Genomic DNA, 12,951 nt, shown 5'->3' on the forward strand with positions numbered 1-12,951 from the left:
CCAGGTCGCGGTGGCCAGCGTCACCGCAGCTGCTGCGCTAAAACGTCACCCAGAAGCAGTTGTACTGCCGGCGCAGCCGCAACACGCTGCTTGCGGGCGCACCGCTGGCGAGGTTCTGTTCCAGGCGCAGGCCCCAGGGCCGCGGGCGGCTTGGCGGTGCCGGGAGTGGGGCGTCGATGGCGCTGCCGTCCAGGGATGGAGCCGCTGCAGTGCCGGCATCGGCTTCCCAGGTTGGCGGATCGCGTTGCGGGTACATCGGCACGATGTCCAGCAACGGGCGTTGCACGATCGCCTCCAGCCGGCTCAGCACCTGGTTGGCAGCGGCGTCGGACTGGCCGCTCCACAGGTAGAGGCTGGAGAGCCGATTGACGTCGCGGCTGTCCACCGCCAGTTGCAGCAACGACACCAGTTCGCTCAGCCGGCGCGGGCAGCCGTAGCGATGCAGGCCGGTGTTGCCCTGCGTGCGCGCGGCCGGCGGCGGGCGCGCCGCGGCGCCGACATCTTCGCAGCGGCGGTCGGTGAACATGGTCTGCCCGTCCGCTGTCACGCAGCGACGGATCTCCTGCGCCTGCACGCGCGTGGCCGGGCACAGGCAGAACAACAGCAGCAACGGCAGCAGGAGGCGAGGCATCGGCGCAGCGTAACGGGGCGTGCGTGAGCCGGCGAGCAACGCGCCGGGACCGTGGCAGCTTGCACGGCGTTTGCGCGTCACGCGCGCGTTTGCCGCTGATGTGCCCGCGTGGAGATGCCCGCCGAGGGCATGGTTTCGAGCGGCTGGCTCAGCGCCCGAGCAGCTGCAGCACCTGCGTGGTCGGCTTGGCCAGGTTGAGCGTGTAGAAGTGCAGGGCAGGCGCGCCACCGGCGATCAGGCGCTCGCACACGGTGGCCACCACTTCCGCACCGAAGGCGCGCACCGCATCGGCATCGTCGCCGTAGGACTGCATCTTCTTGCTGATCCAGCGCGGAATTTCTGCACCGCACTGCTCGGAAAAGCGCCGCAACTGCGAGAAATTGGAGATCGGCATGATGCCGGGGATGATCGGGATCTCCACGCCCATGCGCTGCACGGCGTCGCGGAAATGAAAGTACGCGTCGGCGTTGTAGAAATACTGGGTGATTGCGGCATCGGCGCCGGCATCCACCTTGGCCTTGAAGTAACGCAGATCGCTCAGCGCGTCGGTCGCCTGCGGATGGGTTTCCGGATACGCACCGACCTCGATCCGGAACGCGTCGCCGTGCTCGGCGCGGATGAAGGCGATCAGGTCCGAGGCGTAACGCAGGTCGCCCGGATGGCCCATGCCCGAGGGCAGGTCGCCGCGCAGCGCGACGATGCGGGTACAGCCGATCGCGCGATACAGCTTGAGCAGCTCGCGGATCTCCTGGCGGCTGCCGCCGACGCAGGACAGATGCGGGGCGGCTTCGAAACCGTGCTTCTGCTTGAGGTGACGCACCGTCTCGGAGGTGTAGCTGAGCGTGGAGCCGCCGGCACCGAAGGTGCACGACACGTATTCCGGCGCGTAGCCCTTCAGCCTGGCCGCCGTGCGGTCCAGCTGGGCGCGCTGGTCGTCGGTCTTGGGCGGGTAGAACTCGAAACTGAGATGCGTCATCGCGGCGGGTCCGGCGGATCGTACTGGCATAATATCGCTTCATCGCGATGAATGCATATTTGGTTGCGGGTGTCCTGCATTCGGTTACCTGGCGTGCTGTCAGCGGAATGACGGCGCGATCTGCGGGGACCTGCAGGCGCTTGCCGCGCGGCGGCGAGCGACGCCTTGCCTTGCAGCGGGCAGGCGAATCGCTTCTGTTGCAGCACTGGTTCCACGCGTAGTGCCGGCCATCGCGTCATCGCCTGCCGTGAGTTGTGGAGACAGTGGTTGCGCCGCGCCTGCGTGACATGTCGCGAGCTGGCTTGCGCCGGACGTTGACGCGGGCAGCTCTACACTGGGTGCACTTTCGACGGAGTGCTGCGCATGAGCGATACCACGATGACCGCAATCGCCATTCGCGATGGCAAGGGCGATGCGGATGCACTGTACGCCAGCGAAATGCCGCGCCCGCGTCCTGCGCCGGGGCAGGTGCTGATCCGCGTGCATGCTGCCGGGATCAATCGACCCGACCTGCTGCAGCGCGCCGGCCACTATCCGCCGCCGCCAGGCGCGCCGCAGACGCTCGGGCTGGAAATCGCCGGCGAGATCGTGGAGCCGGCCGGTCGCTGGAAGGTCGGCGATCGGGTGTGTGCACTGCTGGGCGGTGGCGGATACGCACAGTACGCAGCGGTTGACGCGCGGCATGTGCTGCCGATTCCGCCGGGCATGGATCTGGCGCATGCCGCGGCGCTGCCGGAAACCATCTTTACCGCGTACACCAACCTGTTCGAGCACGGCCGGCTGGCGGCCGGGGAATGGCTGCTGCTGCATGGCGCCACGTCCGGGATCGGCGTGACTGCGATCCAGATGGCCAAGGCCGCCGGTGCGCATGTGCTGGCGACTGCGCGTTCGGCGGGCAAGGCGGCGCAGGCGCGCGAACTGGGCGCCGATGTGGCGATCGACTCCACCACCGAATCGTTTGTCGACGTGGCCAAGGCGCACGGCGGGGTGGATGTGTCGCTGGACATGGTGGGCGCTGCGGTATTCGCCGACACCCTGGAGGCGCTCAACCCGCGCGGGCGCATCGTCTATATCGCCTCGCAGGCCGGCTCGACCATCGAGGTGCCGATCCCGCTGCTGATGCGCAAGCAGGCCATCCTCACCGGCTCGACGCTGCGCCCGCGCAGTGCCGACGAGAAGGCGCGCCTGGCCGCGGAAGTGGAGCGCGTGGTGTGGCCGTGGATCGCGCAGGGCAAGCTGCGCGTGCTGCTCGACAAGCGCTTCCCGCTCGGCGAAGCCGCTGCAGCGCACCGCTATCTGGAGCAGGGCAGCCACCTGGGCAAGGTCGTGCTGGAGATGTGAGCGCATCGCAATGCGCATGCAGCTAGCTCTGTCTGCAGCCGGCGTCGCAGGCCTGGCCATACACTGCCGCAGGCCGGGCGCCCCACCGCAGCCGCCGAGTGCTCCAGCGCGACCAGGTGGAAGGCCACGAACGGCAAGGCGTGCCGTGCAGTTGCACCGATGCAGCATGGCGGCTCCTGCACGGCCACCGGGCGGCGCAGGTATAGCAAAACAAGCAGGAGCGATGTCTCGCAGCGAACCGCAGCCTGACCTTACACTGCGCCGTTGCGTGCGCTGGTGCAGCGCGCCGCTGCACCAGTCTCCGTGCATGCGCCTGAAACGGGCGATCGCGCGGGTCCCGCCACGTCCCTATCAGCCCGAAGGTTTCGATGAAGCATCCAGACGCATTGCGCATTGCCCTTGTCGGCATCGGCAAGATCGCCCGCGACCAGCACGTGCCCACCATCGCCGCGCGTGCCGATGTGCAGCTGGTGGCCACGGTGAGCCGGCATGGCACGGTCGATGGAGTGCCGGCCTACCACAGCCTGGAAGAGGCCTTCGCGGCGCATCCGCAGATTGAAGCGGTGGCGCTGTGCACGCCACCGGTCGGGCGGCACGCGCAGGCACAGGCCGCGCTGGCCGCCGGGCGCCATGTGTTCCTGGAAAAACCCCCGGCCGCCACCCTGGCCGAGATCGACGATCTGCGCGCGTTGGCGCAGCGTGCGCAACGCAGCCTGTTCACCAGCTGGCATTCGCGCTGCGCCGCTGCCGTGGAGCCTGCGCGGGCGTGGCTGGCCGACAAGCAGATCCTGCGCGCGCATATCGCCTGGAAGGAAGACATTCGCCATTGGCACCCGGGCCAGGACTGGATCCTGGAGCCGGGCGGCATGGGCGTGTTCGACCCCGGCATCAATGCGCTGTCCATCGTCACGCATCTGCTGCCGCGCCCCTTCGCGCTGCGCGAAGCGGAGTTGCACACGCCGGAAAATCGCCAGGCACCGCTGTACGCCAGGCTCGGTTTTGTCGATACCGCAGGGGTGCCGGTAACGGCGGAACTGGATTTTCTGCAGACCGGCCATCAGCGCTGGGATATCGAAGTGGACACCACCGATGGCCTGCTCATGCTCAGTGAGGGCGGTGCCAGGCTCAGTATCGATGGCCAGCCGCAGCCAGTGGAAGCCGCCGGCGAATACGACGGCTTGTACCGGCGTTTCGTGCAATTGGTGCGCGCCGGCGAATCGGAGGTGGATGTCACCCCGTTCGTGCATGTGGCCGATGCGTTCATGCTCGGCGCGCGCAAGGTCACCGCGCCGTTCGCCTGGTAGCCGGTCGCACCATCCAACGTGTTGCAGCATCCACAACACCGGCGATAAGCCGGTGTTTTTTGTGTCAAAGGCCGGGTGTCTTTACGATCGGGCTTCAACCACGCTGCGGACGCCTCGTGCTGGCCAGACAGCTCAGCGGCGCCACATGCGTGCACCGCGCGCCGGCAGCGTGAAGGTGTAGGAGCCGCTGGAAATGCGCACCACGCTGCCCGAGCCCAGTGCATCCACATAATCCGCATTCCAGTACAGCACGCTGCCATTCATCGCCACGGTGGTGGTGACCGGATTGCCGCACTTGTTGATGCCGACGATGCCCAGGCTGCCGCGCCGGAACAGCACATGGCAGGAGCTGGACGACAGCACCTGCATGTCGCTGCCCTGCACGCCGTTGTGGAAGCCGATCATGCGGCGCAGGTCGTCGCGCAGATAGGCGTTGACCCAGCGGTTGTCGCCGCTTTCGTTGTTGTCGGTGTAGACCATCGGCATGCCGCCGTTGCGGCCGATCAGATACGCGTATGCCAGCGTCTCGTCGACGGGGTCGAGGATGGCGTAGCGGAAGCCGGCATTGTTGGGGATGTCGTGGGTGACGGCGAAGGTCACCGCGCGATTGCCCGGCAACGCCTGTCCGGTGGACGCGGGATCCACCAGCTGCTGCAGGCTGGCGCCAATGGCGAATGCATTGCGCACCGCGTTGAACAACGGGAAATCGTAGGCCGCATGCGGCGTGGACTGCAGGTACGGCGCCAGGAACTGGTCGTAATCGCCATTGCCGCTGCCGCCGCCGGTGATCACTTCGCCGAACACATACACGCCGGAGCGAATGCCCGCATCGAAGACCCGATTGAGATGGTCGAAGCTCATATGCTTGGCCGCATCGACACGGAAGCCGGTCACACCCAGGCCCTTCAGCGCTTGCAGATAGGCGCGCTGCTGCTGCACCACCCAATCGTTGCCGACCAGGTCGGGCAGGCCCGGATCGCTGCCGCCACCGCAGATGCGATAGGTGCGCACCTGGTAGGCGTCGTTGTAGTTGGTGATGCACTGGGCCGGACCGAAATCGCTGGCGCTCAGGAAATTCGATTGCAAGGTGCCGAACAGACGCAAGGTATCGTAACGACCTGGATTTGCAGCGTATTGTGCGAGCACGGCGCTGCCGGGGTAGTTGAGATCCGAGCGTGTCGCGGCCTCGTTGGCCATGTGGTTGAGCACCACGTCGGCATAGGTTTCCACGCCGTTATTGGCCAGCGCCTGCACCATGCGCGAGAACGCGGCGGTGTCGCCCAGCGGGCCATCGATCACGCGCAGATCCTGCGGCTGGTAGCGTGCCCACCACGCGCTGCCTTGCGAGCGATAGGCGGGAGCGACCAACACCTTGCGATAGCCGGCATCGGCAATCTGCTTGGCGCGTGCTTCCACGGTGGCATACGGCCAATTGAAGGCATGCAGGATCACATCGGCCTGCACATTGGCGGTGGTCAGCAGCAGCACCAGCGCGGCGAGCAGCAGCCGCGAGCTGCGTTGAAGCCGTGAGGGTGGGGGTGGAGTGTGCGTATCGCGCATCGGATGGATCTCCAGTCGGTAAGCGCGAGCACACGCATGCTGTGCGATGCCCGCATCAAGGCCTCCGGCCCCTGTTCCGGAAAGCGCGCGCACGGCGTGCAGCGCGCGGTGATGCTAAGCGTGCATCGCGGCGCAACATCGCTGTTGTGCATACGTATTCAATGCGAGTACCCGCGAAAACCCCGATGCAGGTCGCGCTTTGCGCGGTGCGGGTGGATCGCGGTACCGCGGTACGGCGCGGTGCTGCAGCCGGGGCGGGCTTGGGCAGTCAGGCTGGGTGGCGCGGGGCGCGGTAAACTGGGCGCACATTCACCGGTTCCCCTCCCATGCGCAATCCGCTGCAAGAACAACTGCTCAAGGCCGGCCTGGTCAAGAAGGCCCAGGTGGACAAGGTCGCGCGCGAGCAGAACAAGCAGCGTCATGCCAAGGGCGCGGCCGTGGCACCGGCCGAGGTCGACAAGGTGGACGCGGCCCGGCTACAGGCCGAGCGCGCCGAGCGCGATCGCGCGCTGGCCGAGGAACGCAAGCTGCAGCTGCGGCGGCAGGAAGTGCTGGCCCAGGTCCGGCAGATCGTGGAGACCAACAAGGTCAAGCGCGATGGCGAGATCGACTACCGCTTCAACGACGGCCGCGTCATCCGCAGCGTGCTGGTCAATCCCACGCTGCGCAGCCAACTGGCCAGCGGGGCGCTGGTGATCGTGCGGCATGGCGATGGCTTCGAGCTGATTCCGCGCTCCGCCGCCGACAAGGTCTACAGCCGCGATGCGGACACTGTGGTGCTGGATCATGGCCGTAGCAGCACGCCTTCGGCGCCGGACAGCGACGACGACTATTACAGCCAGTTCAAGGTGCCGGACGATCTGATCTGGTAAGTGGTCGCATGGCAGGGCTGCAGGCTACCCTGGCGTTCTTTGCCACCCACCACCGTCATGTCCATCGTTCTCACACCGTTTGCCCGCACCCGTCTGTTTCCCTGCGATGGTCGTCGCAACGCCATCCAGGACTGCACGCCCGAGCAGTTCATCCAGCGGCTCAATGAAGAGGCGCCGGTGCGCGTGATCGAAGGCTATGCGCCGTTCTGCCAGCTGCATGTGCACCGCAACTGGACCTCGACGCGCTGCCTCACTGCACCGATCACCGACGACAACCGCCACCAGCTGCGCTCCGGCTACGAGGCACGCAGCACGCAGGAGTTACCGGTGCTGGTGCGCTGGTTCGAAGGTGTGGAGCCACCGGTGGCGACGTATCTGCTGCCGATCCTGTATAGCCGCGATCAGCTGGCCAAGGAGGGCGCGCCGATCGACGCCGACTGGGGCGTGGTCGGTTGCCTCTACACCACCGAGCCGGAAGAAATTCCAATGGCGCCCATCACCATGCTGCGCAATGCACTGGGCGTGGACGAGGGCGGCTCCGGTGTGGCACTGGACCGCGATGCGTACCGGCGCAGCGTTGCGTTCTGGGAACGCAATGCGAACTGGCGGCCGTAGCGCGCGGATAGCCACGGCGTGTCGTGCAATTCTTCCGCGTGGCAGGGAACGCAGCGCTGCTCTTGAACTCTGGCGTGGCGGTGCGGTGCCGCTCGCCACCGCGAGCGCTTGTTTTCGTCGAGCACAAACGTAGCTGCAGGTGGGACTGCAGAGCCGAGCTGCGTCTGCAGTTTTCGGACTTGCCGCAGCGCAACATTCTCAAGCGCGGCATTGCGTGGATTGCACCGGATCAGCTGCCGGCACCCCTGGCGCAGATGCGTGCTAGCCGACGCCGAGCACGGGCATGTCCGGGGCGACCCATGCGACGGTAGTGATCGTGCCTTGCACCAGTCCCCGATCCCTGAGCTGCGCGAAGACGGCCGCAGGCGGCCAGCCCGCAGGTGCGTCGGCAAAGGGAATCTGCAGTGATTGCAGCAGGCTGAGGATTTCGGCAAGTTCCTCAGAGCCCTTGAAGCTCAGACTGATGCGGTCTTGCATCGAACTGCCGCGCATCAGCAATCGCTGGCGCAGGGCACTGTCGCAGATCACATGGACATGTTGATCCAGGACAGCGGAAACATGGTTCATGCGTTGCAGCCGCTGCTCAGATCTCGCTGAGGATATGGCTGCGGCGCTGTTGGTACTCCGCATCGGTGATCAACTGCTGAGACCTCAGCGTGTCCAGCTCCAGCAGTCTGGCTTGAGCGCTCTTTTGCGCTGCTGACCCTGTCGTTGCCACAGTCGATTTGCGCGACGCGCGCTTTGCGACCCAGACGATCAGGCTGATCACGGCAGCAATGCTGCAGAAGAAGAAAAGAACGATGATCCAGTGCCAGATGCTGAAGCCGCCCATGTTGGTTCCTTTTGACGATGGGTGTTACCTAGTGGTTGACCGGTCTTGCTGCCACGCAGGTAAGTCGCAAGCCTTGGCCAAGTATCGCACACGGCAACAGCTGCCATGCCGACGGCAAGGCTACCCGGCGTGCTGGATTCAATGGTGCCTTGCTTGAGGCGTTGCATCCATGCGATGCATGTCGATGCCGCATGGCACGAACGCAAATTGGTCGCCATGTGGGTCCGCTTGCACGCGGGGCCATCCAGCATCCTGCAAAGAAACGGGCGCCTTGCGGCGCCCGTTCTGTTCAAGCGGTGACATGCGGGCAATCAACCGCCCGGTTGATCAGTAGCGGTAATGATCCGGCTTGTACGGGCCGGCCACGTCCACGCCGAGGTAGTCGGCCTGGTCCTTGGTCAGGGTGGTCAGCTTGACGCCGATCTTTTCCAGGTGCAGACGTGCCACTTCTTCGTCCAGGTGCTTGGGCAGGATGTAGACCTTCTTCTCGTAGCTGTCGCGCTTTTCCCACAGGTCGATCTGCGCCAGGGTCTGGTTGGCGAACGAGTTGGACATCACGAAGCTCGGGTGGCCGGTGGCGCAGCCCAGGTTGACCAGGCGGCCATCGGCCAGCAGGAAGATCGCATTGCCGTTGCCGAACACGTACTTGTCGACCTGCGGCTTGATGTTGATCTTTTCCACGCCCTTGAGTGCGTTCAGCGCATCGACCTGGATCTCGTTGTCGAAGTGGCCGATGTTGCAGACGATGGCCTGATCCTTCATCGCCTGCAGGTGCTCGACGGTGATGATGTCCTTGTTGCCGGTGGTGGTGACGTAGATGTCGCCGCGGCCCAACGTGGATTCGATGGTGTTGACCTCGAAGCCTTCCATCGACGCCTGCAGGGCGCAGATCGGGTCGATCTCGGTGACGATCACGCGAGCACCGTAGGCACGCAGCGAGGCGGCACTGCCCTTGCCGACGTCGCCGTAGCCGCAGACCACCGCGACCTTGCCGGCCAGCATCACGTCCATCGCGCGCTTGAGGCCATCGGCCAGCGACTCGCGGCAGCCATACAGGTTGTCGAACTTGCTCTTGGTGACCGAGTCGTTGACGTTGATGGCCGGGATCAGCAGCTTTCCGGCTTCGGCGATCTGGTACAGGCGGTGCACGCCGGTGGTGGTCTCTTCGGAGACGCCCTTCCAGTCCTTGACCACGCGGGTCCAGTAACCCGGACGCTCGACGGCCACGCGCTTGAGCAGCGCCTTGATCACGCCTTCCTCGTGCGAGGAGGCCGGCTCGTCGACCCAGGTGGAGCCGTTTTCGAGCTCATAGCCCTTGTGGATCAGCAGGGTGACGTCGCCGCCGTCGTCCACCACCAGCTCCGGGCCGGTCTGGGTGCCGTCGGGCAGGGTGAAGGTCAGCGCGTCCAGGGTGCAATCCCAGTACTCTTCCAGCGTCTCGCCCTTCCAGGCGAACACCGGCGTGCCGGAGGCGGCGATCGCGGCGGCCGCGTGGTCCTGGGTGGAGAAGATGTTGCACGAGGCCCAGCGCACGTTGGCGCCGATGTCCTTGAGCGTTTCGATCAGCACCGCGGTCTGGATGGTCATGTGCAGCGAGCCGGTGATGCGTACATCCTTCAGCGGCTTGGTCTGCGCATGCTTGCGGCGGATCGACATCAGGCCCGGCATCTCGTGCTCGGCGATGTCCAGCTCCTTGCGGCCCCAATCGGCCAGGGAGAGGTCGGCGATCTTGTAATCGGTATGTGGGGCGATTTTCGTGACAGCGTTCATGCAATAGCTCCGGTAAGCAGACCAATGTCTGCAATGCGGGGCGCCGTTGAACGATGAATGCTTGTCGAGCCTGGCCGTATTTCCTGCACTTTTCGTGCAGTTGGCGGATCAGTCCGCCATACCGGTCGCAGCGCCCCTCGACGAGAGCATTGATTATATCGGCAGCACCCCCCTCCGGCATGAATTGGCCGGCTTGAATCGGCACGCGCCCCAACCAACGGCAGGGGAGCGGGGGAGCGCGTGGCTGCTATGGTCCGGAGTCGATCGACACTGGGGATGGACAATGCAGGCGACACCCGATGCACGGCACGGCAGGCGGCAGCAGCGATGGGCCCTGGCAGGCGTACTGGCGCTGAGCGCACCACTGGCTGCGGCCGCAGCCGTCGCGCCGGCTGGCCCGCCTGCCGCTGCGGCAAGCACTGGCTACCAACTGCCCTCCAAGGCGCTGCAGGCAGTGGTGGACGCCCCGCGCGCGCCGCTGCTGCACCTGTCGCCCAACCGCGACCTGGGCGCGATGGTGCAGTTGCCGGCGTTGCCGGACATCGCCGAGGTGGCCCAGCCCGAACTCAAGCTGGCCGGCCTGCGCATCCATCCCAAGACCTTTGCCAGCAGCCGGTTCTCCTTTGCCGACAAGCTATGGCTGCTGTCGGTGGCCGACGGCAGCGAGCGGCAGATCGCCGGGCTGCCGTCACCACTGTCGCTGGCCACGTTGAGCTGGTCGCCGGATCAGCGCTACCTGGCGTTCCGCCGCGAGGACGCGGCCAGCGGTGCCAACGAGCTGTGGCTGGTGGACGTGGCGGCCGGGCAGGCGCGGCGTCTGGTGGCCGGTTTGAACACCAGTGTCAACGACGATCTGCGCTGGTTGCCCGATGGCAGCGGCCTGCTGCTGCAGCAGCAAGTGGCCGGGCAGGGCGCGCCGCCCACCCGCGATGCGGTGCCGGACGGCCCGGCGATCCAGCAGACCAGCGCCGCTGCCGGCGTGCGCTCGCTGCCGACCTATCAGGACCTGCTGCGCAACGAGGCCGATGCGCGCGTGTTCGAGTACTACGCCACCGGCCAGCCCATCATCGTCAGCGTGAGCGGGCAGGTGCGCCCGATCGCCACGCCCGGCATCTATCTCAATCTCTCGGTGTCGCCGGATGGCCGTTACATCCTGAGCGAACGCAGCGAACGGCCGTTCTCGTATCTGGTGCCAGTGGACAACTTCGCACGCCGTATCGAGGTGCTGGACCTGCAGGGCAAGCTGGTGCGCCAGATCGCCCGGCTGCCATTGGTGGAAGGCCTGCCGACCGGCAACGATGCCGTGCCCACCGGCGTGCGCGACATTGCCTGGCGCGTCGATGCGCCGGCCACGCTGGTCTGGGCCGAGGCGCAGGACGGCGGCGACCCGGCACGCGAGAGCAAGGTCCGTGATGCGGTGATGATGCAGGCTGCGCCATTTACGCGTGCGCCGGTCACGCTGGCGCAACTGGGCAGCCGCTTCGAAGGCATCCAGTGGGGCCGCGGCGATCTGGCCATCCTCAGCGAAAGCTGGTGGAAAACCCGCCGCACCAAGCAGTGGCGTATCGCACCGGACCAGCCGCAGCGCGCGCCCGAATTGCTGTGGGACCGCTCGTCGCAGGACCGCTACAACGATCCCGGCACGCCGGCGACCGTGGCCGACGGCAAGGGCCGCACGCTGCTGCAGACCGGCGCCGATGGCAACAGCCTGTTCCTGCTCGGCAAGGGCGCCTCGCCGGAAGGCGACCGCCCGTTCGTGGATCGCTTCGATCTGCAGAGCAGACGCGCCACGCGCCTGTTCCATTCGCAGGCGCCGAGCTATTCCGCACCGCTGGCATTGCTGGATGCGCAAGGCACGCAGTTGCTGCTCAGCCGCGAGTCGCCCGAGGAGCCGGCCAACTATGTCGTGCAGGCATTGGGCGATGCAGCGCCTGCGCCGCGTGCGTTGACGCATTTCGCCCATCCGCTGCCGCAGTTGCGTGGCGTGCAGAAGGAGCAGATCCGCTACAAGCGCGCCGATGGCGTGGACCTCACTGCCACGCTGCTGCTGCCGCCCGGTTACGACCCCAAGCGCGACGGCCCGCGGCCGCTGCTGATGTGGGCTTATCCGGGCGAGTTCAAGAGTGCCAACACCGCCAGCCAGGTCACCGACTCGCCCTATCGCTTCAATGCGATCAGCTACTGGGGGCCGCAGGCGTTTCTGGCGATCGGCTATGTGGTGCTCAACAACCCGACCATGCCGATCGTCGGCGAAGGCGATGCCGAACCCAACGACACCTATGTGCCGCAGCTGGTCGCCGATGCGCAGGCCGCGGTGGACGAAGTGGTGCGGCGCGGGGTCACCGACCGCGAGCACATCGCCATCGGCGGGCACTCCTACGGCGCTTTCATGACCGCCAACCTGCTCGCGCACACGCGGCTGTTCAAGGCCGGCATCGCGCGCAGCGGGGCCTACAACCGCACGCTCACCCCGTTCGGGTTCCAGGCCGAGGAGCGCAACTACTGGCAGGCGCAATCGGTGTATCAGGCGATGTCGCCGTTCAACTACGCTGACAAGATCAAGGATCCGCTGCTGCTGATCCACGGCCAGGACGACAACAACACCGGCACCTTCCCGATCCAGAGCGAGCGCATGTTCGCCGCGATCAAGGGCCTGGGTGGTAACGCGCGGCTGGTGCTGCTGCCCAACGAATCGCATGCGTATCGCGCGCGGCAGTCGATCCTGCAGATGTTGGCCGAGAGCGAGCAGTGGTTGAAGACCAATCTCGGCGAGCCGGTGAAGGAGACCGGCGCTACGCGCACGCGTTAATCGGTGGTGCGTTGGGACCGGTAGGAGCGCGCTTGCGCGCGATGCGGCTTTATCGATAACGCCTCGTCGCGCCCGGGTGCGCTCCTACCGGTGATCGCGGCAATCGCGTGGACGGCGCAGCGAATCTACCCGGGACGCGAGGCGGACGCATTCACCGTAGGAGCGCACCCGGGCGCGACGCAGCATGACCAGAACAGCCACCTCGCGTAGCAGCGGACCTGCCCGCGATGGGCATCACCGG

General features: G+C 66.3%; 11 protein-coding genes and 1 riboswitch. Of the genes, 5 read left to right on the forward strand and 6 right to left on the reverse strand.

The window, feature by feature from the left end:
* Positions 1-37: 37 nt before the first annotated feature.
* Both ACCQ04_RS04065 and metF read right to left on the reverse strand, forming a co-directional pair.
* Positions 38-631 (reverse strand): hypothetical protein, encoded by a 594-nt coding sequence (locus tag ACCQ04_RS04065; protein WP_024938328.1) that lies wholly within the window; start codon positions 629-631, stop codon positions 38-40.
* Positions 632-779: 148 nt separating this feature from the next.
* Positions 780-1,607, reverse strand: a complete 828-nt coding sequence (gene metF, locus ACCQ04_RS04070) for a methylenetetrahydrofolate reductase [NAD(P)H] (RefSeq protein ID WP_024938327.1) — start codon at positions 1,605-1,607, stop codon at positions 780-782.
* Between the two features lie 363 nt (positions 1,608-1,970).
* Between metF and ACCQ04_RS04075 the strand changes: the two genes are divergently transcribed.
* Together ACCQ04_RS04075 and ACCQ04_RS04080 are read left to right on the forward strand one after the other, a co-directional pair.
* Positions 1,971-2,948, forward strand: coding sequence for an NAD(P)H-quinone oxidoreductase (locus ACCQ04_RS04075; RefSeq protein WP_065032059.1), 978 nt, complete (start codon positions 1,971-1,973; stop codon positions 2,946-2,948).
* Positions 2,949-3,316: 368 nt separating this feature from the next.
* Complete coding sequence (locus ACCQ04_RS04080; RefSeq protein WP_226426799.1) at positions 3,317-4,252, forward strand: Gfo/Idh/MocA family protein; 936 nt, start codon at positions 3,317-3,319, stop codon at positions 4,250-4,252.
* 132 nt (positions 4,253-4,384) lie between these two features.
* Here ACCQ04_RS04080 and ACCQ04_RS04085 read toward each other — a convergent pair whose 3' ends face one another.
* Positions 4,385-5,755, reverse strand: coding sequence for an alpha-amylase family protein (locus ACCQ04_RS04085; protein WP_024938324.1), 1,371 nt, complete (start codon positions 5,753-5,755; stop codon positions 4,385-4,387).
* Positions 5,756-6,138: 383 nt separating this feature from the next.
* Between ACCQ04_RS04085 and ACCQ04_RS04090 the strand changes: the two genes are divergently transcribed.
* Together ACCQ04_RS04090 and ACCQ04_RS04095 are read left to right on the forward strand one after the other, a co-directional pair.
* Positions 6,139-6,684, forward strand: coding sequence for a DUF2058 domain-containing protein (locus tag ACCQ04_RS04090; protein WP_226426798.1), 546 nt, complete (start codon positions 6,139-6,141; stop codon positions 6,682-6,684).
* Between the two features lie 57 nt (positions 6,685-6,741).
* Positions 6,742-7,299 carry a DUF3228 family protein gene (locus tag ACCQ04_RS04095; RefSeq protein WP_226426797.1) on the forward strand — a complete coding sequence of 186 codons (558 nt, stop codon included), beginning with the start codon at positions 6,742-6,744 and terminating at the stop codon, positions 7,297-7,299.
* A 261-nt stretch (positions 7,300-7,560) separates the two neighbouring features.
* On the opposite strand, the gene ACCQ04_RS04100 is transcribed toward ACCQ04_RS04095, so the two are convergent.
* The 3 genes from ACCQ04_RS04100 to ahcY form a co-directional block, all read right to left on the reverse strand.
* Positions 7,561-7,866 carry a hypothetical protein gene (locus ACCQ04_RS04100; RefSeq protein ID WP_115043109.1) on the reverse strand — a complete coding sequence of 102 codons (306 nt, stop codon included), beginning with the start codon at positions 7,864-7,866 and terminating at the stop codon, positions 7,561-7,563.
* A gap of 16 nt (positions 7,867-7,882) precedes the next feature.
* Positions 7,883-8,131, reverse strand: a complete 249-nt coding sequence (locus ACCQ04_RS04105; protein WP_226426796.1) for an SHOCT domain-containing protein — start codon at positions 8,129-8,131, stop codon at positions 7,883-7,885.
* Positions 8,132-8,458: 327 nt separating this feature from the next.
* Entirely contained in the window at positions 8,459-9,901 is a 1,443-nt protein-coding gene (gene ahcY, locus ACCQ04_RS04110; RefSeq protein ID WP_016902210.1) for an adenosylhomocysteinase, read from the reverse strand.
* 31 nt (positions 9,902-9,932) lie between these two features.
* Positions 9,933-10,046: riboswitch (S-adenosyl-L-homocysteine riboswitch) on the reverse strand.
* A gap of 189 nt (positions 10,047-10,235) precedes the next feature.
* On the opposite strand from ahcY, the gene ACCQ04_RS04115 reads away from it, so the two are divergent.
* Positions 10,236-12,710 (forward strand): S9 family peptidase, encoded by a 2,475-nt coding sequence (locus tag ACCQ04_RS04115; protein ID WP_372358771.1) that lies wholly within the window; start codon positions 10,236-10,238, stop codon positions 12,708-12,710.
* Positions 12,711-12,951: the final 241 nt, after the last annotated feature.

This window comes from Xanthomonas sp. NCPPB 2866, from assembly GCF_041475745.2.
GTDB lineage: Bacteria > Pseudomonadota > Gammaproteobacteria > Xanthomonadales > Xanthomonadaceae > Xanthomonas > Xanthomonas arboricola.

Excerpts from the sequence above, each read along its gene's own strand:
- ACCQ04_RS04065 (WP_024938328.1), bottom strand. The coding sequence starts at position 631 with ATGCCTCGCCTCCTGCTGCCGTTGCTGCTGTTGTTCTGCCTGTGCCCG.
- metF (WP_024938327.1), bottom strand. The coding sequence starts at position 1,607 with ATGACGCATCTCAGTTTCGAGTTCTACCCGCCCAAGACCGACGACCAG.
- ACCQ04_RS04075 (WP_065032059.1), top strand. The coding sequence starts at position 1,971 with ATGAGCGATACCACGATGACCGCAATCGCCATTCGCGATGGCAAGGGC.
- ACCQ04_RS04080 (WP_226426799.1), top strand. The coding sequence starts at position 3,317 with ATGAAGCATCCAGACGCATTGCGCATTGCCCTTGTCGGCATCGGCAAG.
- ACCQ04_RS04090 (WP_226426798.1), top strand. The coding sequence starts at position 6,139 with ATGCGCAATCCGCTGCAAGAACAACTGCTCAAGGCCGGCCTGGTCAAG.
- ACCQ04_RS04095 (WP_226426797.1), top strand. The coding sequence starts at position 6,742 with ATGTCCATCGTTCTCACACCGTTTGCCCGCACCCGTCTGTTTCCCTGC.
- ACCQ04_RS04100 (WP_115043109.1), bottom strand. The coding sequence starts at position 7,866 with ATGAACCATGTTTCCGCTGTCCTGGATCAACATGTCCATGTGATCTGC.
- ACCQ04_RS04105 (WP_226426796.1), bottom strand. The coding sequence starts at position 8,131 with ATGGGCGGCTTCAGCATCTGGCACTGGATCATCGTTCTTTTCTTCTTC.
- ahcY (WP_016902210.1), bottom strand. The coding sequence starts at position 9,901 with ATGAACGCTGTCACGAAAATCGCCCCACATACCGATTACAAGATCGCC.